General features: G+C 74.2%; 24 protein-coding genes. 11 read left to right on the top strand and 13 right to left on the bottom strand.

Annotation, left to right across the window (positions count from 1 at the left end):
- From A6V29_RS03400 to A6V29_RS03385, 4 genes are all read right to left on the bottom strand, one after another.
- Positions 1–557 (bottom strand): asparaginase (locus A6V29_RS03400; protein ID WP_137158991.1); only part of this gene is annotated, 557 nt, incomplete at its 3' end.
- Positions 554–1,111, bottom strand: a complete 558-nt coding sequence (locus A6V29_RS03395) for an RsiG family protein (RefSeq protein ID WP_137158990.1) — start codon at positions 1,109–1,111, stop codon at positions 554–556. The genes A6V29_RS03395 and A6V29_RS03400, both read right to left, overlap by 4 nt.
- A 63-nt stretch (positions 1,112–1,174) precedes the next feature.
- Positions 1,175–2,293: a CAF17-like 4Fe-4S cluster assembly/insertion protein YgfZ gene (ygfZ, locus tag A6V29_RS03390; RefSeq protein ID WP_137158989.1), complete on the bottom strand. Its 1,119-nt coding sequence runs from the start codon at positions 2,291–2,293 to the stop codon at positions 1,175–1,177.
- The gene (locus A6V29_RS03385; protein ID WP_137158988.1) at positions 2,290–2,790 is read right to left on the bottom strand and encodes a Fur family transcriptional regulator; all 501 of its coding nucleotides are present in this window, start codon (positions 2,788–2,790) and stop codon (positions 2,290–2,292) included. The genes ygfZ and A6V29_RS03385 overlap by 4 nt, the downstream gene beginning before the upstream one ends.
- Before the next feature lie 38 nt (positions 2,791–2,828).
- Between A6V29_RS03385 and A6V29_RS03380 the strand changes: the two genes are divergently transcribed.
- From A6V29_RS03380 to A6V29_RS03370, 3 genes are all read left to right on the top strand, one after another.
- Complete coding sequence (locus tag A6V29_RS03380; RefSeq protein ID WP_137158987.1) at positions 2,829–3,677, top strand: aminotransferase class IV; 849 nt, start codon at positions 2,829–2,831, stop codon at positions 3,675–3,677.
- Positions 3,678–3,748: 71 nt separating this feature from the next.
- A complete protein-coding gene (gene nhaA, locus A6V29_RS03375; RefSeq protein ID WP_137158986.1) occupies positions 3,749–5,167 on the top strand; it encodes a Na+/H+ antiporter NhaA in 1,419 nt (472 codons plus the stop codon).
- A gap of 335 nt (positions 5,168–5,502) precedes the next feature.
- On the top strand, positions 5,503–6,249 hold the full coding sequence (locus tag A6V29_RS03370) for a hypothetical protein (protein ID WP_137158985.1): 747 nt from the start codon (positions 5,503–5,505) through the stop codon (positions 6,247–6,249).
- On the opposite strand, the gene A6V29_RS03365 is transcribed toward A6V29_RS03370, so the two are convergent.
- Positions 6,246–7,958 (bottom strand): DUF885 domain-containing protein, encoded by a 1,713-nt coding sequence (locus tag A6V29_RS03365; protein ID WP_137158984.1) that lies wholly within the window; start codon positions 7,956–7,958, stop codon positions 6,246–6,248. The genes A6V29_RS03370 and A6V29_RS03365 overlap by 4 nt on opposite strands.
- Positions 7,955–8,503 carry a heme-binding beta-barrel domain-containing protein gene (locus A6V29_RS03360; protein WP_137158983.1) on the bottom strand — a complete coding sequence of 183 codons (549 nt, stop codon included), beginning with the start codon at positions 8,501–8,503 and terminating at the stop codon, positions 7,955–7,957. The genes A6V29_RS03365 and A6V29_RS03360 overlap by 4 nt, the downstream gene beginning before the upstream one ends.
- A gap of 286 nt (positions 8,504–8,789) precedes the next feature.
- Here A6V29_RS03360 and A6V29_RS03355 point away from each other — a divergent pair, with 286 nt between their 5' ends.
- Entirely contained in the window at positions 8,790–9,545 is a 756-nt protein-coding gene (locus tag A6V29_RS03355) for a DUF4184 family protein (protein WP_137158982.1), read from the top strand.
- A gap of 74 nt (positions 9,546–9,619) precedes the next feature.
- Entirely contained in the window at positions 9,620–10,861 is a 1,242-nt protein-coding gene (locus A6V29_RS03350; protein ID WP_249932977.1) for a PP2C family protein-serine/threonine phosphatase, read from the top strand.
- A gap of 54 nt (positions 10,862–10,915) precedes the next feature.
- On the opposite strand, the gene A6V29_RS03345 is transcribed toward A6V29_RS03350, so the two are convergent.
- The 6 genes from A6V29_RS03345 to A6V29_RS03320 form a co-directional block, all read right to left on the bottom strand.
- Complete coding sequence (locus tag A6V29_RS03345) at positions 10,916–11,209, bottom strand: DUF1416 domain-containing protein (RefSeq protein ID WP_137158980.1); 294 nt, start codon at positions 11,207–11,209, stop codon at positions 10,916–10,918.
- An 8-nt stretch (positions 11,210–11,217) separates the two neighbouring features.
- Positions 11,218–12,045 (bottom strand): sulfurtransferase, encoded by an 828-nt coding sequence (locus A6V29_RS03340; protein WP_137158979.1) that lies wholly within the window; start codon positions 12,043–12,045, stop codon positions 11,218–11,220.
- 74 nt (positions 12,046–12,119) lie between these two features.
- Positions 12,120–12,554: a DUF4395 domain-containing protein gene (locus tag A6V29_RS03335; RefSeq protein WP_137158978.1), complete on the bottom strand. Its 435-nt coding sequence runs from the start codon at positions 12,552–12,554 to the stop codon at positions 12,120–12,122.
- Between the two features lie 151 nt (positions 12,555–12,705).
- Positions 12,706–13,191, bottom strand: a complete 486-nt coding sequence (locus tag A6V29_RS03330) for a thioredoxin family protein (RefSeq protein WP_249932976.1) — start codon at positions 13,189–13,191, stop codon at positions 12,706–12,708.
- Positions 13,192–13,204: 13 nt separating this feature from the next.
- Positions 13,205–13,894 carry an LmeA family phospholipid-binding protein gene (locus A6V29_RS03325; protein WP_137158977.1) on the bottom strand — a complete coding sequence of 230 codons (690 nt, stop codon included), beginning with the start codon at positions 13,892–13,894 and terminating at the stop codon, positions 13,205–13,207.
- Positions 13,891–14,742, bottom strand: a complete 852-nt coding sequence (locus A6V29_RS03320) for a hypothetical protein (protein ID WP_137158976.1) — start codon at positions 14,740–14,742, stop codon at positions 13,891–13,893. The genes A6V29_RS03325 and A6V29_RS03320 overlap by 4 nt, the downstream gene beginning before the upstream one ends.
- Before the next feature lie 191 nt (positions 14,743–14,933).
- Between A6V29_RS03320 and A6V29_RS03315 the strand changes: the two genes are divergently transcribed.
- The 6 genes from A6V29_RS03315 (at position 14,934) to pstB (ending at position 20,865) form a co-directional block, all read left to right on the top strand.
- Positions 14,934–15,665, top strand: a complete 732-nt coding sequence (locus tag A6V29_RS03315; RefSeq protein WP_137158975.1) for a winged helix-turn-helix transcriptional regulator — start codon at positions 14,934–14,936, stop codon at positions 15,663–15,665.
- Positions 15,666–15,672: 7 nt separating this feature from the next.
- Complete coding sequence (gene mshD, locus A6V29_RS03310) at positions 15,673–16,563, top strand: mycothiol synthase (RefSeq protein WP_137158974.1); 891 nt, start codon at positions 15,673–15,675, stop codon at positions 16,561–16,563.
- A gap of 238 nt (positions 16,564–16,801) precedes the next feature.
- Positions 16,802–17,911 (top strand): phosphate ABC transporter substrate-binding protein PstS, encoded by a 1,110-nt coding sequence (pstS, locus tag A6V29_RS03305; RefSeq protein ID WP_137158973.1) that lies wholly within the window; start codon positions 16,802–16,804, stop codon positions 17,909–17,911.
- 129 nt (positions 17,912–18,040) lie between these two features.
- On the top strand, positions 18,041–18,985 hold the full coding sequence (gene pstC, locus A6V29_RS03300; protein WP_137158972.1) for a phosphate ABC transporter permease subunit PstC: 945 nt from the start codon (positions 18,041–18,043) through the stop codon (positions 18,983–18,985).
- Complete coding sequence (gene pstA, locus A6V29_RS03295; protein WP_137158971.1) at positions 18,985–20,058, top strand: phosphate ABC transporter permease PstA; 1,074 nt, start codon at positions 18,985–18,987, stop codon at positions 20,056–20,058. Before pstC ends, pstA begins: the two co-directional genes overlap by 1 nt.
- A 27-nt stretch (positions 20,059–20,085) precedes the next feature.
- On the top strand, positions 20,086–20,865 hold the full coding sequence (pstB, locus tag A6V29_RS03290) for a phosphate ABC transporter ATP-binding protein PstB (RefSeq protein WP_137158970.1): 780 nt from the start codon (positions 20,086–20,088) through the stop codon (positions 20,863–20,865).
- A 6-nt stretch (positions 20,866–20,871) separates the two neighbouring features.
- Here the strand turns inward: pstB and A6V29_RS03285 are convergent.
- A partial coding sequence (locus A6V29_RS03285; RefSeq protein WP_137158969.1) for an LCP family protein occupies positions 20,872–22,428 on the bottom strand: 1,557 nt, incomplete at its 5' end.

Below are 22,428 nucleotides of genomic sequence, written 5' to 3'. Positions count from 1 at the left end.
CCGTCGACGACGACGGCGGTCACCGGCTCCCCGGCCGCCTCGGCCAGCCGCGCCTCGATCGCCTGCTGCAGCGGGTGCGCGCGCTCCAGGTACCCCTCGACGGGCCAGCCGGCGGCCACGCAGGCCGCGAGCATCGCCGCGTGCTTGCCGGAGCAGTTCATCGCCGGCCGCTCCGGCGCCCGGCCCTCGACCAGCCAGGCGGCCCGGGTGGGTTCGTGCCCCGGCAGGGCCGGCGGGCAGCCGAGGTGCCCGGCGGTCAGGCCCGCACCGGCGAGCATCGCCAGCGCGAGCTCGCGGTGGCCGTCCTCCCCGCTGTGCGACCCCGCACCGATGGCGAGCTCGGCACCCGAGCCAGGCGTCCAGCCGGCGGCGAGCAGCGCGGTCGCCTGCACCGGCTTGTTCGACGAGCGGGGCAGCACCGGCCGGTCGACGGCGCCCGCGGCGAACCGCACGTCGCCGTCCGGCCCCAGGACGACCAGCGACCCGCGGTGCACCGACTCGAGGAAGCCCGAGCGCTCGACCTCGACCAGGACCGGATTGACCGTGTCCGGCGTCATCGGCCTTCGTCGGCGAGCAGCGCGGCGACGTCGGCCTCGCCGTCGCGGTACCGGCGGCCGAGCTCGGCGGCGAGGGCGTCCATGACCTGCTGGACCCCGCGCCGGCGCTCCGACAGCCCGGTCTCGGCCTGGGCGAGCGCCTTGGCGGCCCGCTCCAGCTTCGCGTCGGTGAGCCCGGTGATCGACGAGAGGTCGACCCCCGGAGTCAGCGAGTTGACCCACGACTCGTACTCGTCGGGGTTGGCCGGCTGCACGGTCTGGTGCCGGCCGAGGCCGTGCGCGGGGCCGCGGCCCTTCTCGGCGAGAATCTCCGGCAGCAGGTCGACCAGGGACCGCCCGTCGTCCTCGGCCCGGCGCTGCATCTCCCGGCGGACGATGTCCAGGCGCCCCTGCAGCAGCCGCCGGGTGTAGGAGAGGTTGACCTCCTCCTGCTCCGCCTCGCGGCGCAGCGCCCGCACCTCGGCCATCGGCCGCGTCACCGCGTCCTCGAGGAAGGCGGGCTCCAGCAGGGCGTCGACGGCGGCGCCCCCGGCGGGAGCGGGCTTCGGACTCACGTGTCTGCCTCCAGGGCACTCGATGCGCTCGAGCGTTCGCGCGGACCGGCGGTCAGCCGCGCGTCACGCACGCGGCATCGTCGCAGACCGGAGGGCGCGGATCCTGTCGCGCGCCGCGGCCCGGGTGTCGTCGATCTCGTCCACCACGTCGTCGGGGTCGATCGCCGCGGCCGATCCGCCCACCGTCAGGGCGGTGTCGGGCGTGACCGACTGCTTGACCAGCGCCAGGGCGATGACGCCCAGTTCGTGGTGCCGCGCGACGGTGCCGAGCCGCCCGACCGCGCGGGTTCCGGCGGTGACCGGCGTCCCCGGCTCGGCGAGGTCCTCGCTGACCCCGTCGAGGTGCAGCAGCACCAGCCGGCGGGGCGGGCGGCCCAGGTTGTGCACCCGGGCGACGGTCTCCTGACCGCGGTAGCAGCCCTTGTCCAGGTGGACGGCGCTGGTGAGCCATTCCAGCTCGTTGGGGATGGTGCGGTGGTCGCTGTCCAGGCCCAGCCGGGGGCGGCGGGCCTCGACGCGCAGCGCCTCGTAGGCGGTCAGCCCGGCCAGGCCGGCGCCGGCGGCGAGCAGCCGGTCGGCGAGCGCGCCGACCTGGTCTCGCGGCACGACGAGGTCGATGACGAGCGCGCCGCCGTCGCCGATCGGGCGCATCCGCCGCGCGAAGCCGCCCTCGGCCAGGGACTCGACCGCGTGCTCGACCGCCGGCGCGGGGAGGCCGGCCGCACCGAGCACCTCGAGCGCCCGCGGGCCGACCAGCGAGAGCACCGCGTGGTCCGGCTCGAGCCGGGGCTCGACGCGGAGCATGAAGCGCATCTTCTCGAGGAAGCCGAGCAGGGCCGCGCCGGTGCCGGGCTCGACGTCGGCCCACGTCGTGCCGTCCAGTTCCGCCAGCACGAGGTGGTGCTCGACGTGCCCGTTCGGGGAGAGCACCAGCGCCTCGCTGCCGCTGGCGTCGCCCAGCCGCTCGAGGTGCTGGCTGGTCAGGCTGTGCAGCCAGGAGAGCCGGTCGGCGCCGGGGACGGCGAGCACGTCGCGGTCGCTGCGGTCGACCAGCCCCGCGCCCTCGGCGAGCAGCCGCTGCTCGCGCAGCGGGTCGCCATAGTGGGCGGCCACGATGCGGGCGGTCTCCGCGGGCTCCTCGACGGCGACGGCGCCCGGGCGGGACAGCAGGGGTGATCTCACGATGGCTCCGATCCAGCTCGTTCACGGCACGTCCGGCAGGTTCCGGACAGGGCGACGTGACCCACGTCCACGGTGAAACCCAGTTCGGCCGCCAGTCGTTCCGCCGCCGCGTCGAGCAGGTCCGGCGCGGCGGAGGCGATCTCGCCGCAGGAGGCGCAGACGACGTGCGGGTGCGGGTGCTCGGCGGCGTGGTAGATCGGCGCGCCCTTCCCCAGGTGGGTGTGCCACACCAGGCCCAGCCGCTCGAGCAGCTCCAGGTTCCGGTAGATCGTCGAGGCGTCGGGTGCGGTGCCTCCGGGACCGGCCTCGTCGCGCAGCCGCGCCCCGATCGCCTCCGGGGTGGCGTGCTCGAGCGCGGCGACGGCGGCGAGCACCCGGCGGCGCTGCGGCGTCAGGCGCAGCCCGTGCTCGCGGAGCCGCTCGGCGAGCGGTGCGGCGACGTCGGCATGCGCGCCCTCGCCCGTTCCGCCCGTTGCCGCCTGGCCGTCGTGCCCCATGCCGCGACCCTATGCCCGCCGTCGGGCAGGCTGGACCGGTGACCGAGCAGCGCAGCGTCGCGATCTGGCGGGACGGCCGGGCCGTCACCGTCCCGGCCGGCGAACCGGTGGTGACCGCCGCGGACCAGGGCCTGGTGCGCGGGGACGGCGCCTTCGAGTCGGTGGCGGTCGTCGACGGCGCGACGCCGCACCTCGCCGCGCACCTGGCCCGGCTGGCCCGGTCGGCGGAGCTGCTGGAGATCCCCTCCCCCGGCGACGACGCCTGGCGCGCCCTGGTCGACGCGGTCGTGTCCGGCTGGCCCGCCGCGACCGAGGGCGTGCTGCGGTTGCTGCTCACCCGCGGCCCCGGGGACGGCGCCCCACCCACCGCGCTGGCGCTGCTCGCTCCCGTGCCCGCCGAGACGCTCCGGCAGCGGGCCGACGGCGTCTCGGTCGTCAGCCTCTGCCTCGGGGTGCCGGCGGACTTCCGCGCGCGGGCGCCGTGGCTGCTGGGTGGCGCCAAGACGCTGAGCTACGCGGTGAACATGGCCGCCTACCGGCACGCCGCCCGGGCCGGTGCCGACGACGTCGTCCTCACCTCGCTCGAGGGGCGGCTGCTCGAGGGCCCGACGTCGACGGTCGTCTGGGCGGCCGGAGGATCGCTGCACACCCCACCCCTGGAGACCGGGATCCTGGCGGGCACCACGGTGGCCCGGCTCTTCGAGCGGGCGGAAGCGGCCGGCTGGCCCACGGCGCGGACCGCAGGCACCGTCGACGACCTGCACGCCGCCGACGCCGTCTGGCTGCTCTCCGGAGTCCGCGGCGCCGTGCGCGTGCACACGGTCGACGGCGTGCGGCGCGGGGACACGGGGCTGACGTCCCGGATCCGGGAGCTGCTCGACGGGTAGCGTGGCCCGACGGTGCGCCGGGAAGTCTGGTCGGCAGTTCCTTCGTCGATCCCCGCTTCGGAGCCGCCCCCGTGACCAAGCCCCCCTCGACGCGCCTGCTGGGCCGCGGTTCGTGGCCCGAGGCGCAGCGCATCGCCACCGTCCTCCGCAGGGAGACCGTCGGTGGGGCGCTGCTGCTGGTCGCCGCCCTGATCGCGCTGATCTGGGCCAACTCGCCCTGGGCAGAGGCCTACGAGTCGCTGCGGGACACGCGGGTCGGGCCCGCCGCGCTGAACCTCGACCTGACGCTGGGCACCTGGGCGGCCGACGGCCTGCTGGCGATCTTCTTCTTCGTCGCGGGGCTGGAGCTCAAGCGCGAGTTCGTCGCCGGTGACCTCCGCGACCCGCGGCGCGCGGCCCTGCCGATCTCCGCCGCCGTCGGCGGGATGGCGGTCCCGGCGCTGTTCTTCGTGCTGATCAACCTCGGCGGGCCCGACGGGGCGCTGCGCGGCTGGGCCATCCCCTCGGCCACCGACATCGCCTTCGCGCTCGCCGTCCTCGCCGTGATCAGCACCCACCTGCCCACCGCGCTGCGCACCTTCCTGCTCACCCTGGCCGTGGTCGACGACCTGCTGGCGATCGCGGTCATCGCGGTCTTCTACACCGCGGCGGTGAACGTTCCGGCCCTGCTGCTGTCCCTCCTGCCGCTCGCCTTGTTCGGCTTCCTGGTGCAGCGCCGGATCCGCTCCTGGTGGCTGCTGCTGCCACTGGCCGCGCTCACCTGGGCACTCATGCACGAGTCGGGCGTGCACGCCACCGTCGCGGGCGTGCTGCTGGCCTTCACCGTGCCCGTCGTCCGCAGCGAGGCTGCCGGTGGACCGGACGCCGGGCCGGGGCTCGCCGAGCACTTCGAGCACCGGCTGCGTCCGCTGTCGGCCGGCTTCGCGGTCCCGGTGTTCGCGTTCTTCTCCGCCGGGGTCGCGATCGGCGGCCTGTCCGGTCTGGGCGAGTCGCTGGGCGACAGCATCGCGATCGGCATCATCGTCGGGCTGGTCGCCGGCAAGGCGATCGGCATCACCGGCGCCACCTGGCTGGTCTCCCGCTTCACCCGCGCGGAGCTGGACGAGGACCTCGGCTGGCCCGACGTCGTGGGTCTCGCGCTGCTCGGCGGGATGGGCTTCACCGTCTCCCTGCTCATCACCGAGCTGGCCTACGGCGCGGAGAGCGAGAGCTACGACCACGCGAAGGTCGGCATCCTCGCGGGCACCTTGCTCGCGGCCGCGATCGCCGCGGTGATCCTCCGGCTACGCAACCGCCGGTACCGGGCGATCGCCGCCGAGGAGCTGGTCGACGTCGATGCCGACGGGATCCCCGACGTCTACGAGCTGCCCGAGGACATCGGCCCTCCGCCGGCGAACTGGCCGACCGTCGACGACGAGGCCGAGCACGACCCGGACTGGCGCGGGGCACCGCCCCCCGGCCGCCCGACCAGGCCGTTCGCCGACGGCTGATTTTCTCGGTTGCCGGAGCTCTCGGCGCCGACGTACCGTCCTCGTACACGAGAGAGGAGGTGGTCCGTAACTTGATGAGCTACAGGACTCGTGAGGTGGCTGTCCGCTAGCCGCCGTCCAGATGGGCCGCCCGTTCAGGCTCTGCGCATTCGCGGCGGAGCCTGGGCGACGGCAGATCGCCCGTCCGTCGTACGGCGGCGAGCGAGAACCGGACAGTCACCCGACCCCCGGGCCGCCGACATTTGTCCAGTCGGCCCGCGTGCTGCCTCCTCTCCCGAGGGTGGGCGCCGCGGAGCAGCCCGGGGGTTGTCCGTTCCCTGGGTAGGTTCGAGCCCGTGCACTTCGCCGGGCGTCCCCTCGAGGTCGACGTCTCCCCGGGGGCCTGGATCGCCCCCGCGCTGCGCCCCTTCGGCGAGCACGTCGTCGGCTCGCTCGTCCCCGTCGTCTTCGACGGGTACGCCCGCGTCTTCCACCCCGCCGTCCACTACGTCGGCGACGACGACGTGGACGTCCGCTGGGCGCAGGTCGCCGCCGCCAACCGGACGGTCGCCCACCCCGCGATGGAGTGGGGGTCGATCACCGGGTCGATGGACTTCTTCGACGAGGCCGACCAGTCACCCCTGTGGGAGCAGGCGCCGGCGCGCGGCCACCTCCCGGTGACCGTGGCCGGGCCGCTGATCGACGTGCTCCGCCGGCACACCACGAGCCCCGACGACGTCGTCTTCGGCGTCTGGTCCGGGTGGGGGACCGTCGTCGCCGACGCGCCCACCCTCGACCTTCCCGCGCGGGAGCACTGGCTGCTGCGCGGACCGCTCGACCTCGCAGCGGCGAACCTGGCGGAGGAGCCCAGCGAGCAGAGCGCGTCGCTGTGGTGGCCGGCCGACCGTGCCTGGTTCGTGGCCACCGACATCGACCTGGTGACCACCTACGTGGGCGGCTCGGCGGCCTGCGTCACCGACCTGCTGACCACGGCCGGGCTCGAGGCCGCGGCCGTGCCGCCCGACCAGCGCGTCACCTGGGACGCCGACCCGGTGAACCCGCTGCCGTACGACGCCCCGGACGGCCCCGGACGCAGCAGCTAGAGCTGGGCGAGCTCGGCCTCGAGGTCGTCGAGACCCAGCGACCCCTGGGAGAGCGCGGCCATGTGCCACGCCTTCAGGTCGAAGGCGTCCCCGCGCGCCTGGCGGGCCTTCTCCCGGCCGGCCAGCCACGCCCGCTCCCCGAGCTTGTAGCCGATCGCCTGCCCCGGGATCCCCAGGTAGCGCACCAGCTCGCTGTCGAGGAAGGCCAGCGCCGCGCCGGAGTTCTCGCCCAGGAAGGCCCGCGCCAGGTCTGGGATCCACGGCTGCCCGCGGTGCTCGGCCAGCGCGCCCTCGGCGTCGTCCGGGATCGGCAGCTGCAGGTGCATGCCGATGTCGATGACCACGCGCACGGAGCGCAGCTGCTGGGCGTCGAGGAACCCCAGCCGGGTGCCCGGGTCGCGGAAGTAGCCGAGCTCGTCCATGAACCGCTCGGCGTAGAGCGCCCAGCCCTCGGCGTTCGCGCTCACCGAGCCCACCGAGGTCTGGTACGTCGACAGCTGCTTGGCGACGTAGGCCCACTGCGCGAGCTGCAGGTGGTGGCCGGGAACGCCCTCGTGGTACCAGATCGACACCAGGTCCCACAGCGGGAACCGGGTGCGCCCCAGCGTGGGCAGCCAGGTCCGGCCCGGCCGGGAGAAGTCCTGCGAGGGCCGCGTGTAGTACGGCGCCGCGGCGCTGCCGGGCGGCGCGATCATCGCCTCGACCCGCCGGATCGGCTCGGCCAGGTCGAAGTGCGTGCCGTCCAGCTCGGCGATCGCCTCGTTCATCATCGCCTGCAGCCGGACGCGGATCTCCTCGACGCCCTCGACCGCCGGGCCGCTGGTGGCCAGGAGCCGCATCGCCTCCATCGGCGTCGCGCCGGCCTGCACGCGGTCGGCCTCGATCCGCTGCTCGGCGAGGATCCGCTTGTGCTCGGCCCATCCCCAGGCGTAGGCCTCCTCGAGCCCGCCGTCCGGACCGAGGTCCGAGCCGGTCCAGCGGCGGACGGCCATCGCGTACCGCTCGCGGCCGACGGCGTCGGGCACGCCCTCGGCGCGCGGGCCGTACTCGTCGCGCAGGTAGTCGCGCATCTCGGCCACCGCGGCGTCGGCGGCCGTGGCGGCCGCCTGCAGCTCGTTCTGCAGGCCCTCGGGTCCCGCGCCGACGAACGAGGCGAAGTACGGGCCGGCCAGCCACTCGTCGAGCTGCTCGACCACCGTGCGCACCTGGCGCGGCGCCACCAGCAGCTCGCGCCGCGCGCCCTCCTCCAGGGTGGCCCGGTATCCGCGGTAGGCCTCGGGGACGCGGGCCATGCGGCGGGCGATCACCGCCCAGTCCTCGTCGGTCGCCGACGGCATCAGGCTGAAGATCTGGCGGATCGAGTGGACGGGGGAGAACAGGATGTTGAGCGACCGGTAGCTCTCCCCGGCCGCGTCCGCGTCGAGGTCGGCGGTCAGCCGCTCGCGCAGCAGTCGGGCGCAACGCCGCTCCAGCGGGTCGTCGTCCAGCGCCGGGTCCGCGGCCAGCACCCGGTCGAGCTCGGCCAGGGTGTCGCGGACCAGGGCCGTCTCGGCGGCGATCCCCTCCGGGGAGAGGTCGGGCAACCGGTCCTCGTCGGGCGCCACGCCCAGGTGCGTCGCCAGCAGCGGGTTCTGCTCGCAGAGCGCGGCGACGTAGGCGTCGGCCACCTGCCGGGGCGTGGACGGCGGGCTCGTCGGGGTGGCGGTCATCGGATCCTCTCCAGCCGGGCGGACATCGTCGGTCGCAGCGGGGCCTCACCCACGGCGCGGTCGACGGCGTACATGAGCGCACCCTCGACGATGCCGTAGAGGCGCACCGCGCGGGTCACCTCGGGTGCGTCGGGGGTGCGGGTGACGACATCGGTGGCCAGCTCCCAGCTCGTCGTCGTCCGGGCGGCGCCGACGTAGAGCTCCAGGACGCCGTCCGCACCGACCACGAGCAGCTCCACCTCGTCACCGTCACCGCGGGGCCGCCAGAAACCGGTCTCGCGGGCCGCGGGCCCCACGATCTGCCCGTCGTCGGTGAGCCGCCAGGTCCGGGAGTCGTACGCGAGGAAGCCCCGGCCGTCGTGGCTGAACCGCACCCACTGGCCGAACCTCACGTCGGCGTCGGCGCCGGCCACGTCGCCGGCCAGGACGCCCTCCCCGTGCCACTCGCCGAGCAGCGGCAGCACCGAGAGCAGGGCGTCGGAGACCTCCGGCCCACTGCGGACGTCGGCGGTGTCGGGAACCGGCAGCTCCGTCTCGCCGCTCATCGCCGGGCCGTCCGCGGACGGCGGGCCAGGCGCGCGGCGCCGACACCGCACGAGACCGCGGCCAGCGCAGCGAGGCCGGCCAGGACCCACGCAGCAAACATGGCCGCCACGGTAGTGACGCGGCGCCGACCCGGCTCGCGCGGTGCCGGCCGCGCCCTCCCGAGTTGATCATCGTCCGGGTGCCCGCGACACGGCAGGACACGGCGGGCCGGCGAGCACCGAGACGATGATCAACTCGAGGGAGGGGCATCATCGAGGGGTGACCGCTCCGCTGCCCAGTTCGTGAATGCCGTTCACCCCGAGCCACGCGGCGGCGGTCCTGCCGTTCCTGCGCACCCCGCTGCCCGCCTCAGCGCTCGTCGCCGGCAGCGTCGCCCCCGACCTGCTCTTCTACCTGCCGGTCGAGCAGCGCTGGCCGACGCACACGGCGGCCGCCGTCGTCACCACGAACGTGGTCCTCGCGTTCACCGCGTGGGCGGTGTGGCACGGGCTGCTGGCCCGGCCGGCGGTGCGGGCCGCTCCGGCGGCGCTGCGGGCGCGGCTGACCACCGTGCCGCTCGGGCTGCGCGCCCGGCTCGCCTCCCCGGCGCGGGTCGGCTGGACCCTGCTCGCGTTCGCGGTGGGCGCGGCCACGCACGTGCTCTGGGACGAGTTCACCCACCGGGGCCGGTGGGGGCCCGAGGTCTTCCCCGCGCTGGCCGAGCAGTGGGGGGTCATGCCCGGGTACCGCTGGCTGCAGTACCTGCTCAGCGTCGTCGGCGGCCTGGTCCTGCTCGGCTGGCTGGTCCTGTGGTGGCGCCGCACGCCACCCCGCCCCTGCGGCCCGCCCGGACGCCGGTGGCCGTGGGTGCTGCTCGGCACCGTGGCCGCCGTCACCGGCACCGTCGCCGCCCTCCCGGCGGGCGACCCGGGCGAGGCCATCTACGACGCCGCCACCTGGGGTGGTGGCGCCGCGCTGGCGGTCGCGGCGGTCCTCTCGCTCGTGTGGCAGGTCCGCCACCGGCGCCGGCGCTCACCGGAGGTGGACGAGGTCCGCAGCTAGGCTTCCGGGCGGCAACCGGCGCACCGGCGCACCGACGCGGCGGACGGCACGGCCGGGGCGGAACGGAGGTACGCGTGCGGACGCCGGAGGAGGAGCTCGCACGCGCGATCGCCCGCTACGAGTGGGTCCTGGCCAACGTCGCCGACGGCATCTACGGGCTGGACACCGAGGGCCGGGTGGAGTTCGTCAACCCGTCCGCCGTTCGCATCACCGGGTATCCGCCCGCTGATCAGAAGGGCGAGGACCAGCACGCCCTCCTGCACCACCACCGCGCCGACGGCAGCCCGTACCCCCGCGAGGAGTGCCCCGTCTGGCGGGCCCTCCACGACGGCCGCACGGTGGTGGCCGACGACGAGGTGTTCTGGCGCAAGGACGGCAGCGCGGTACCCGTCGAGCTGATCGCCGTCCCGACCGTGGAGGACGGGCGGGTGAGCGGCGTGGTCGTGTCCTTCCGCGACCTCACCGAGCGCCGCGCGGCGGCGCAGCAGGCGGCCGAGATCGACCGGCTGGCCCAGGAGGCCGCCGCGGCGCGGGCGCTGTCCGACAGGTTGCAGCAGGCACTGCTCACCCCACCTCCCGAGCCCGACCACCTGCACGTCGCCGTCCGCTACCAACCCGCCGGGGATCTCGCCCAGGTGGGCGGCGACTGGTACGACGCCTTCCTGCAGCCGGACGGCGCCACGATGCTCGCCATCGGTGACGTCGTCGGTCACGGCAGCGCGGCCGCCGCGGCGATGGGCCAGCTGCGCGGGCTGCTGCGTGCGCTGGCGTTCGACAACGACGAGCCACCCGCCGCGACCCTGTCCCGGGTCGACAGGACGGCGCACGGGCTGGCGGTGGCGACGCTGGCCACCGCGGTTCTCGCCCGCATCGAGCGTCGTCCCGACGCGCCGGTAGCCGGCCGCCGGGTGCTCCGCTGGAGCAACGCCGGTCACGTACCGCCCGTCCTGCTCGCCCCGGACGGGACGTCGCAGGTCCTGGAGACGCAACCGGACCTGATGCTCGGCGTGGACCCCGCAGCGGCCCGGCGCGACCACGCCGTCGACCTCGAGGACGGGCACACCCTCCTGCTGGTCACCGACGGCCTGGTCGAGCGCCGGGACAGCGACCTCGACGAGGGCATGGTCCGGCTGCAGGGGAGCCTCCGGGACCTGGGCGGCAAGCCGCTGGACGAGCTGCTCGACACGGTGCTCGCCCGGCTGGTCCCGGACGCCGGACAGGACGACGTCGCGGTCGTCGCCGTGCGCACCTATCCCGAGGACAGGCCGCGACCCCCGGAGGCGGGGCCGAACCGGCTGCCTCCGGGGATCGCTTAGGCCCCTCCCGGGTCCCACCCCGAGAGCAGGGAGGTGGGCGGAGGGGGTCTCTCGTCAGTCGAGGACGACGGTCGTCTCGTTGAGGCCGACCTCGGCATCGACGAACCGCTCGCCCTTGCCGACCGAGGCCAGCGACCGGACCTTCCAGGTGCCGGGGGCGGCGAAGAACCGGAACTCACCCTCGGGGCTGGTGACCACCTCGGCGGTGAACTCGTCGGTGCCGTCCAGCAGGCGCACGTAGGCGCCGGCCACCGGCGCCCCGTCGTGCCAGACCTGGCCCTGGATCACTGTCTGCGTGCTCAGGTCGATCCCCGCGAGGGTGCCGCCCTGCTTCGGTGCTCCGCACATGGGTCAGCTCACTTCTCGATCGGGACGCCGACGAGCGAGCCGTACTCGACCCAGCTGCCGTCGTAGTTCTTGACGTTCTTCTTGCCGAGCAGCTCGCTGAGCACGAACCAGGTGTGGCTCGAGCGCTCGCCGATCCGGCAGTAGGCGATGGTGTCCCGGCTGTCGTCGAAGCCCTGCTCGCCGTAGAGCGCAGCCAGCTCCTCGTCGCTCTTGAACGTGCCATCCTCGTTGGCGGCCTTGCTCCACGGGATGTTGATCGCGGTGGGCACGTGGCCGGCCCGCTGCGACTGCTCCTGCGGCAGGTGCGCCGGGGCGAGGATCTTCCCGGAGAACTCGTCGGGCGAGCGCACGTCGACGAGGTTCTGGTTGCCGATCGCGGCCACGACCTCGTCGCGGAAGGCGCGGATCGACAGGTCGGGCTCGGACGCCTTGTAGTCGGTGGCGGGGCGCTGGACGTCGTCCTTCGACAGCGGGCGGCCGTCGAGCTCCCACTTCTTGCGGCCGCCGTCCATGAGCTTCACGTCGCGGTGGCCGTAGATCTTGAAGTACCAGTACGCGTAGGCGGCGAACCAGTTGTTGTTGCCGCCGTAGAGGATCACGGTGTCGTCGTTGCTGATGCCCTTGGCCGACAGCAGCGCCTCGAAGGCGGACTTGTCGAGGTAGTCGCGGCGCAGCGGGTCCTGGAGGTCCTGCTTCCAGTCCAGCTTGACCGCGCCCTCGATGTGGCCGCCGTCGTAGGCGCTGGTGTCCTCGTCGACCTCGACGAGGACGATGCCCGGCTGGCCCAGGTTCTCCTGGACCCAGTCGGCGGTGACGAGCACGTCGTTGCGGCTCATGGGAATGGCTCCTTGTGTTCGGTCGTGTGGTGTTCGGTCGTGTGGTGTTCGGTCGTGCGGGGTCGGGTGTTCGGTCAGGCGGTGCGGGCGGGCAGCGCCCGCCGGACGGTGAGGTAGAGCTCGCAGCCCAGGCAGAAGCCGGTGGCCGCGTTGAGCAGGGCCGCCACGAGGGCGAGGCCGGTGGCGACGGCGCCGAGCAGCGGCGCGCCGAGCAGGTAGCCCGCAGCCCCCACGACGGCGAACAGCAGGCCGACGAGCTGGGCGAACCGCGGCGGCGCCTCGGGCTCGCGGTCGCGGACCGGGCCCAGCCGGGGGGCGACGAGGGTGCGGAACAGCAGGCCGTACGGCGAGAAGCGCAGGCCGGCCGCCGCGCCGATGGCGAAGACGACGGCCTGGGCGGCGACCAGCCAGCCGCTGCCGGTGAGCAGCGCGACGGCGAGGACGAGCGAGGTGACCGCCGCGGCGAACCGGGGGGCACGCACGTCGACGAGAGACAGGGGTGCAGTCATTGCGGAGAGAGGACCTTCGGACGGCGGACGGGGCGCGTCTGGTCGGTCGGGTGCCGACCTCAGAAGGTCGGACACAGGCAGCTGCCGACGCGGCACAGGTCAACTGTGCGGCGCGAGGTCAGCAGGATGCCCACGGCGCGAGGGTAGCGGATCACCGGGCGACCCCCACGTGCGCATCCACCAGGGCGGTGAGCTCGTCGGGCCGCGGCGCCCCGCTGCTGCGGCCCACGACGGCTCCGGACCTGTCCAGGTAGAAGAGCGTCGGCGTGCGCCGCACGTCCAGCGCGCGCACCTCGTCGAGATGGCTCTCGGCGTCGACCTGCACCACGGCGAGGTCGGGCCGGGTGGTCTGCAGCTGGGCCAGCCGCGCCTTGGTCGCCCGGCAGGGGCCGCAGAAGGCGGTGGAGAACTGGACGACGGTGAGCTCGGCATCGCCGGGGCACACCCCGAGCCGCTCGAACGCCGCCGTGTCCGCAGCCATCCGCTCCTCCTCCCGAGGACGGGAGCGGACAGCGCCGTCCCGGGTGCGCTGCCACCACACCGCCAGCGCCGTGGCGGCCAGCGCCAGGGCGAGCACGGTGATCCCGACCGTCTCCATCGACCTGCGCAACCCGATCGGTCCGGTCGGGTATTCCACGGCGGCGGGGCGGCTACTCGGCGCTCAGCACCGCATCGGTCGCCTCGACCCGCACCTCGACGCCGTCCGCGGCGGGCGCGACGTCGGTCAGCTGCAGCCCGAAGGGCAGGGCGACCGTGTAGCGCAGGTCGAGCAGGTCGCTCACCTGGCGCACCAGGAAGCCCGGGATCTCGACGCCCGCGCCGGACGCCTGCTCGACGTCGATGACCAGCTCGTCGCCGTCCAGCGAGACGGTGCCGGCCGCGGAGACGGGCAGCGTGTAGCCCAGCACCTCCACGGTCCGGCTGACCCGCAGGCCCTCGCCCTCCGGCTCGATGCGCGCGTCCCCGCCGAGCTGCGCTGCGAGCAGGTCGTAGGAGATCGTGGCGGTGCCGTCGATCCGGTCCACCGGGACCTGCCGCACAGAGCCGGACAGCACGTCGGACAGCGGCAGCCGCACGCCGCGCAGCGCCACATCGGCCCGGGTGTCCGGCGTCTCGGCGAGCTGGCCGGGGGCCAGGGAGAGGCGGACGTCGTCGTAGCGCCCGGAGAGCGCCTGGGTGAGGAACGGGAACCCGCCGATGTCGACGTCGGGCTCGCCGACCAGCCCTCCCCTGTCCGCGAGCTCGCCGGCGATGCGGTTCTCCGCGATGCCGACCGCCACCCGGTCGGCCAGCAGCAGCACACCGGCGAGCAGGACGACGGTGACGAGGAGTGCCCTCACAGGGCCGACTGCAGAGCCACGGCCAGCGGTGCGCAGGCGGCCAGCGGGAGCGCCACCTGGATCACCGGGAGGATCAGGGGGGACCACCGCTGGTCCTCGTCCTCGTCCTCCTCGGCGGGCGTCGTCGCCTCGACCACCAGGTAGCTGGCCACCACACCCGACACCGCCGCCACGCCGCCGATCAGCAGGCCGTGGACGAGCGAGCGCTGCGCGTCGAGGGCGTCCCCGGTCGTGGCGGCCAGGTACGCCGCCCCGACGCCGGCCAGGACCGCCACGACCAGGCCGAGGAGTCCGCGCGGCACGCCGTCGGCCAGCCGCGGCCGGGGCACGACGAGATCGACCAGGTGCCCCACGACCAGCGCCGCGCCCACGGCCACCAGCGCCACCAGGGCCCGCTCGGCGCCGGCCTCGGTGCCGCCGAGCAGCAGCAGGGAGCCCAGGGCGGTGACCGCGACCAGGAGGAGCACCGAGCCCGACAGGTGGGCGACCAGGTCCTGTCGCGGCGGCCGGCGCAGCATCTGCTGCAGCACCACGGCCAGGAAGCCGACGCCGAACACGGCCAGCAGCGAGCCGAGTTCGGGATCCTCGGGCAGGACGAGCGCGAGGTCCGCGGCGACGGCGGCCGCTGCGCCCACCGCGAGCGAGCCGGAGAAGCCCTGGCTGCCGGTGGCGAGCACCCAGCAGAGCACCAGCCCGAGCTGCACCACGAGCACCGCGGCCAGCCGCCCCGTCTGGTCGAGCACCTCGGGCAACCCCACGAGGAGGGCCACTGCCACCACCGCGCACGCCGCCGCCGGCAGGTGGTGCTCCCGTGCCGCCAGGGAGGACGTCGGAGCGGTGCTGGTCACGGGTCGATGGTGGCAGACGTCGACCGTCCGAACCGCGCGACGAGCGGGGTGGGCGTGCCGCCGCCGGTCCCCAGCACGGGGGGAGGCACGGGCGCCGCCGGGCCGCCGTCGGCTATCGTGCTGCCTCACCTCGACAGCGTCGTCGACGGCCCACCACGGCTGCGCGTCGTGGGAGACCTCGAGGAGACGACATGCGGCTCGTGCTCATGACGGCGGCGCGGCAGGCGACGACCGAGGTGCTGCCCGCCCTGGGGTTGCTCGGTCACCAGGTGGACGTGGTCGCGCCCGAGCTGTCCAGCCTGCTCGACGGGGAGTCGGGCGACGTCGTGCTCGTCGACGCCCGCCACGACCTCGTCGGCGCGCGGGCGCTGTGCAGCCTGCTGTCCACGACCGGCGTGGCGGCAGCGCTGGTCGCCGTCCTCTCCGAGGGCGGCCTGGTCGCGCTGTCGGCGGACTGGGGTGTCGACGACGTCCTGCTGGACACCGCCGGGCCGGCCGAGGTCGACGCCCGGCTCCGCTGGGCCACCGCCCGTCGGCTCGCCGCGGCGCCGCCCGCCGACGGCGCCGACAGCGCGGTCACCCAGGCCGGCGAGCTGGTCATCGACGAGCACAGCTACTCCGCCAAGCTGCGCGGCCGCCCGCTGGACCTGACCTACAAGGAGTTCGAGCTCCTCAAGTACCTGGCCCAGCACCCGGGACGGGTCTTCTCCCGGGCGCAGCTGCTGCAGGAGATCTGGGGCTATGACTACTTCGGCGGCACCCGCACCGTCGACGTCCACGTGCGGCGGCTGCGAGCCAAGCTGGGCATCGAGCACGAGTCGCTGATCGGCACCGTGCGCAACGTCGGCTACAAGCTCGACAAGCAGGCGGCCGACGCCACCGCCGCCCCCGCGGAGGACAGGACCGACGCCGAGCTGGTCTGATGACCGGGTGAGCAGCGACGTCGACGTACCCGAGGTGCTCGCGCTGCTGGAGGCCGCCGCGGCGGCCGACGGCGTGCAGCCGGTGTCCGAGGACGCCCGCCTGCGGCTCCAGCACCGCGCACCCGGCGGCACCGACCTCGTGGTCCGCGCCGACGACGGCGGCCTCGCCGGCTACGCACGCCTGGACGACGGCTCCGCCGAGGGGGCCGTGCACCCGGACCGGCGCCGGCGGGGACACGGCCGCGCGCTGCTCCGGCAGCTGCTGGAGGTGGCGGGTGACCGGCCGCTGGACGTGTGGGCGCACGGCGACCTACCGGGTTCCGCGGAGCTGCTGGCGCCGCACGGCTTCGAGCGCGCCCGGGTGCTGCTGCAGATGCGGATGCCGCTGGACGGTGTCGACCCCGCTCCGCGGCCCGAACTACCCGGCGACGTCCGGGTGCTGCCGTTCCGCCCGGGCCGCGACGAGGAGGCCTGGCTGCGGGTGAACGCCCGCGCCTTCGCCTGGCACCCCGAGCAGGGCCGGATGACCCGGGCGGACCTGGAGCTCCGGCAGGCCGAGCCGTGGTTCGACCCGGCGGGGTTCCTCATGGCCTGGCGGGGCGATCCCGACGACGGCGGAACCCTGCTCGGCTCGCACTGGACCAAGGTGCACCCGGCCGGGGACGCCGGACCCGAGCCGGTCGGCGAGATCTACGTCCTGGGCATCGACCCGGATGCCCAGGGCCTGCGGCTCGGTGCCGCGCTGACCGAGCTGGGGCTGGCCCACCTGCGCGGCCGCGGCCTGGACGAGGTGCTCCTCTACGTCGAGGAGGACAACGCGGCCGCCGTCCGGCTGTACGAGAGCCGGGGGTTCACCCGCTCCGCTGTCGACGTCTCCTGGCACCGGGAACCCGCCTGACGGTGGGGGCAGTCGGCTGCGCAACCCCCGTGCGTACCGTTACCGGACCGTTATGAACAGGCCGCCACGCCACCGTTCGCCGAGTCGATGTGGCCTGGCCCACCCTCCGTGCCCCCCCGCTCGAGGAGCATTCACCCGCCGTTCACCTCCGCCGCCGGATTCGTCCACCTCGGCTCCCTAGCGTCCTTCGCGACGGTTCATCGCTGCCCGGTCACGGGCTCGGTCGAGAGGCTCAGAGTTGAAGCTCAGCACGAAGTCGCGCGCCACCACCCTGTCGGTGGCGCTGGCCACCACCCTCGCGCTCACCGCGTGCGGCGCCGCCAACGAGTCCGGGAGCAGCAACGGAGGCGACGACTCCGGGAACGGCCTGAGGGGCGAGCTCGTCGGCGCCGGCGCCAGCGCCCAGCAGGCGGCCATGCAGGGGTGGGCGGCCGGCTACTCCAGCGTCCAGCCCGACGTCACCGTCAACTACGACCCGGTCGGCTCCGGTGGCGGCCGGTCGCAATTCCTGGCCGGCGGCACCGACTTCGCCGGGACGGACTCCGCGCTCAAGGAGGACGAGCTCGCCGAGGCGACCGAGCGCTGCGGCGACAGCGGCGTCTTCCAGCTGCCGAACTACATCTCGCCCATCGCGGTCGTCTACAACCTCGAGGGCGTCGAGGAGCTGAACCTCTCCCCCGAGACGGTCGCCGGCATCTTCGACCAGAAGATCACGAACTGGAACGACCCGGCGATCGCCGCCGACAACCCGGACGCCACGCTGCCCGACCAGGCCATCACGCCGGTCAACCGGTCCGACGAGTCCGGCACCACCGAGAACTTCACCGAGTACCTGGCCGCCGCGGCCGGCGACGCGTGGCCGCACGAGCCCTCGGGTGACTGGGCCGTCTCCGGTGGCGAGGCCGCGCAGGGCACCTCGGGCGTGGTCAGCGCGGTCAAGGCGGGCAACGGCTCGATCGGCTACGCCGACCTCAGCCAGGCCGGCGACCTCGGGGTGGCCAACATCCGCGTGGGGGACGAGTTCGTCACGCCCACTGCCGAGGCAGCGGCCGCCGTGGTCGAGAACAGCGAGCGCGCCGGCGACGAGGGCGAGTACAACTTCGCCATCGAGCTGAACCGCGACACCACCGGTTCCGGCGAGTACCCGATCGTGCTGATCAGCTACCACGTCGGCTGCATCGAGTACGAGGACCAGGAGACCGCCGACCTGGTCCAGGACTTCATGTCCTACGTGATCAGCGAGGAGGGCCAGCAGGCCGCCGCCGACGCGGCCGGTTCCGCGCCGATCTCCGACGGGCTGCGCGAGCAGGCGCAGGACGCGATCGACGCGATCACCGCGGTGGCCTGACCCCTCGGTGATCGACCACCCCACTCCGTCAGCCCGGGACGTCGCGCGACGTCCCGGGCTGACGCACGCCCGCCGGCCGGACCCGGCCGCCGGCAGCGCCCCCATCGGCCTCCAGCAGACGGAGCAGCGGTGACCACCACCCACCCCCCTGAGCAGCAGCACCGGCCCGTCCGCCGGCTCGGTGACCGGATCTTCTCCGGCAGCGCCCGGACCGCGGGCATCGCGATCCTGGTCATCCTGGCCGGGGTCGCCGCCTTCCTCGTCCTGGAGTCCGTCCCGGCGCTCACGGCACCCGCCGAGGACCTGCCCGGTGGCGAGGGGCTGGTCGCCTACGTCGGGCCGCTGATCTTCGGCACGCTGATCTCCGCCGTCATCGCGCTCGTGGTGGCCACCCCGCTTGCCGTGGCGATCGCCCTGTTCATCACGTACTACGCGCCGCGGCGGATCGCGCAGGCCCTCGGCTACGTCGTCGACCTGCTGGCCGCGATCCCGAGCATCGTGTACGGCTTCTGGGGCATCGCCTGGCTCGCGCCCACCCTCGTGCCGTTCTACCGGTGGCTCGAGGACAACCTCGGCTTCATCCCGCTGTTCGCCGGGCCGACCTCCTCCACCGGCCGCACCATGCTGACGGCCGGGCTCGTCCTGGCGATCATGATCCTGCCGATCATCAGCGCGCTGGCCCGCGAGGTGTTCGGGCAGACGCCGGCGCTGCAGCGCGAGGCGGCGCTCGCCCTGGGGGCGACCCGCTGGGAGATGATCCGGATGACGGTGATCCCCTACGGCCGCTCGGGCGTGATCGGCGGGGCCATGCTGGGCCTGGGCCGCGCCCTGGGCGAGACGATGGCGATCGCGCTGGTGCTCTCGGTCTCCGGCGGCATCACCTTCAACCTGATCAGCAGCGGCAACCCGTCGACCATCGCGGCGAACATCGCGCTGACCTTCCCCGAGTCCTCGGGCCTGGCCGTCAACACGCTCATCGCCAGCGGGCTGGCGCTGTTCCTCATCACCCTGCTGGTCAACACACTGGCGCGCTGGATCGTCAACCGCCGGGCCGATTTCTCCGGAGCCAACTGATGAGCCAGCTGATCACGCCCCCCACGAAGACCCCCGTGGCCGGCGTCTCGGCAGGCCGGGGACGGCTGCCCCGCTGGGTCCCTGTCGCGTGCTTCGTGCTCGGCGCGGCCGGCGCGGTGCTCCTCGGCCTGCTCACCGCGCTGAACGCAGCCACGGTCGTCGTCTACACCGTCGTCCTCGGCACGCTCGCCCTGTACCTCGCCTCCCGCCGCGTCGAGGGGCCCCGGCGGGCCACCGACCGGCTGGTCACCTGCGTCGTCGTCAGCGCCTTCGGCATCGCGATGGTGCCGCTGGTCTCGCTGGTCGTCGAGGTGCTCAGGCAGGGGCTGAAGCGGCTCGACACCGAGTTCCTGACCTACTCCCTCGTCGGTGTCGTGGGCGAGGGGGGCGGCGCGTACCACGCGATCATCGGCACGCTGGTCATCACCGCCCTGACCACGGTGATCTCGGTGCCGATCGGCCTGCTCACCGCGATCTACCTGGTGGAGTACGGCACCGGGCGACTCAAGCGCGCGATCACGTTCATGGTCGACGTCATGACCGGCATCCCGTCGATCGTGGCCGGCCTGTTCGCCTACGCGCTGTTCGCCTCGATCCTCGGCCCGGGCGTGCGCCTCGGCATCGTCGGCGCGACCGCGCTGTCGGTGCTGATGATCCCGGTCGTCGTCCGCTCCGCGGAGGAGGTCCTCAAGCTCGTGCCGAACGAGCTGCGCGAGGCCTCCTACGCCCTCGGCGTCCCGAAGTGGCGGACGATCGTGAAGGTCGTCATCCCCACCGCGATCGCCGGCCTGGGCACCGGGGTGACCCTCGCGATCGCCCGCGTCGTGGGTGAGACCGCGCCGCTGCTGGTCACCGTCGGCATCACCAACGCGACCAACCTCAACCCCTTCGACGGCCGCATGGCGACCCTGCCCGTCTACGCCTACTACCAGCTCACCCAGCCCGGCGTGCCGCCGGAGTTCGCGATCGACCGCGCCTGGACGGCGGCGCTGATCCTCATCATCCTGGTGATGGGTCTCAACCTCGTGGCACGCCTGATCAGCCGTCTGTTCGCTCCCAAGACCGGTCGCTGACCGGGCCCGACCCAGAGGACACCACACGTGGCCAAGCGCATCGACGTCTCCGACCTCAGCATCTACTACGGCGCCTTCCGCGCCGTGGAGAACGTCTCCATCTCCATCGAGCCGCGCAGCATCACCGCGCTCATCGGGCCGTCGGGCTGCGGCAAGTCGACCTTCCTGCGCTCGCTCAACCGGATGCACGAGGTGCTGCCGGGCGCGCGGGTCGAGGGCAAGGTCGTCATGGACGGCGAGGACCTCTACGGCTCCGACGTCGACCCGGTGGACGTGCGCCGGCAGATCGGCATGGTCTTCCAGCGCCCCAACCCGTTCCCGACGATGTCGATCTACGACAACGTCGCCGCCGGCATCCGGCTCAACAACAAGAAGATGAAGAAGGCCGACCTGGACGACCTGGTCGAGAAGTCGCTGCGTGGCGCGAACCTCTGGAACGAGGTGAAGGACCGGCTGGACCGGCCCGGCTCGGGCCTGTCCGGTGGCCAGCAGCAGCGGCTGTGCATCGCCCGCGCCATCGCGGTGGAGCCCGAGGTGCTGCTGATGGACGAGCCGTGCTCCGCGCTGGACCCGATCTCCACCCTGGCCATCGAGGACCTGATGGCCGAGCTCAAGGACGACTACACGATCGTCATCGTCACGCACAACATGCAGCAGGCGGCCCGGGTGAGCGAGTCCACCGGCTTCTTCAACCTCAACGGCGTCGGCCAGCCCGGCCGGCTGATCGAGTTCAACCCGACCGAGAAGATCTTCAGCAACCCCGACCAGAAGGCCACCGAGGACTACATCTCCGGCCGCTTCGGATAGGCGCGATCAGCCGCAGCTCACCGGGGCGGCATCCGGCACCTCCGGGACAGCCTCCGGGACAGGGGCGGGCGCGGGCGGCGGGACGGGCACGACCGACGAGAAGCCCGGACCGACCACCAGCTGCACGCTCTCGCCGATGTCGTCGCTGGCCTGCAGCACGGCGCCCGGCACCGCGGCGGCCACGGTGCGAGCCTGCGCCACCATGCCCGGGCCGTGCCGGACCACCGACTGGCTGACCGTGCCCTCGGCGTTGCCGACCTCGTCCACGACGAAGCCCTCGGCGCGCAGCAGATCCGCCACCTGGGTGGCCAGCCCGGTCGTCCCGGTCCCGTTGAGCACGTCGAGCCCCACCTCGGCCGGCGGCAGCACGCCGATGCCCGGCTCGGCCGGTGGGGGCTGCTCGACGGCGCCCTCCTCGGCCGGCGCCTCCGCCTCGACTGCGAAGCCCTCGGGCACCCGGCTGCCGTCGATGACCGAGTCGAACAGCGTCCGCACCCCCGCGCCGTCGAGCAGCACGAAGGACTCCTCGCTCCCGGCGGGGACGTAGCCGGCCTGCGCGACCGGGAGGCCCACCCGGACCACCTCGTCGCCCGACACGTCCCCGAGCGAGTCCGCGAGCGCCCGGAGGTCGCCCAGCGTCGTCTGCTCGTCGACGGTCAGCGCATCCGCGGCCCGGCTGAGGAACCGGGTCAGGCTGGGCGGGTCGAGCAGCACGTCGCTGGACATCGCCGCACGGAGGGTCGAGGTGAGCAGCCGCTGGGCGCGCTCGGCCACGGCGGTACCGGTGACGTCGGAGCCGTCACCACCGGGCCGCAGGTAGCCGGAGGCCGCCTCGCCGTCGAGGTCGGAGAGGCCGGCGGGAGGCGGCGCTGCCGCGGACGCGGTGGCGCGCGACGGCAGGATGCACATCGGGACCCCGCCGAGCGCGTCGACCATCCCCGGCAGCTTGTCGAGCCGCACGCCGAGGTAGTGGTCGATCCGGACACCGGACAGCTGCTGGACCGCGCGCACCATGCACGCCGGACCGCCGTCGAGCAGGGAGCGGGCGAAGGCCTCCGTCGTCGGGCTGCGCAGCTCGCCGTCGGCCGTCCGGCACAACGGGGTGTCGACCAGCGCGCTCGGCGGGAGGGCGACGAGCGCGGCCCGCTCGCCATCGGCCGACACCGACGCCAGCAGGGTGGTCACCGAACCCACGCCGTCCTGACCGGGCACGTCGGTGCCGACGACGAGGTAGGTCTCGGACGCTTCCTGGAGCGGCGCGGCGAGGATCTCGGGCCCGTCGACCGCCAGCGCCTCGACCCGACCGATCTTCTGGTCCACATAGAAGTACAGGCCCAGGTGGTACAGCACGACCAGGCCCACGACGCCGGCCAGTGCGACGGCGGCACGGACGACACGGCGCCGGCGGGGCGACGACGGCCGCGGGGCGGGACGGGGACGTCGACCGGACGGCGTCGTGCCGGGGCGCGGTGGCACGGTGCCGGGCAGGGGCGGGATCGGCCCGCTGCGCCGGGTCGGGCGCGACCCCGGCTCCCAGGAGGCGGCCCGGCCGGCACCGGCGGG

Origin of the sequence: Blastococcus sp. CCUG 61487 (genome assembly GCF_005222955.1) — a bacterium.
GTDB lineage: Bacteria > Actinomycetota > Actinomycetes > Mycobacteriales > Geodermatophilaceae > Blastococcus.
The sequence above is the reverse complement of the archived record's forward strand: the minus strand, read 5'-3'. Positions and strand labels throughout refer to the sequence as shown.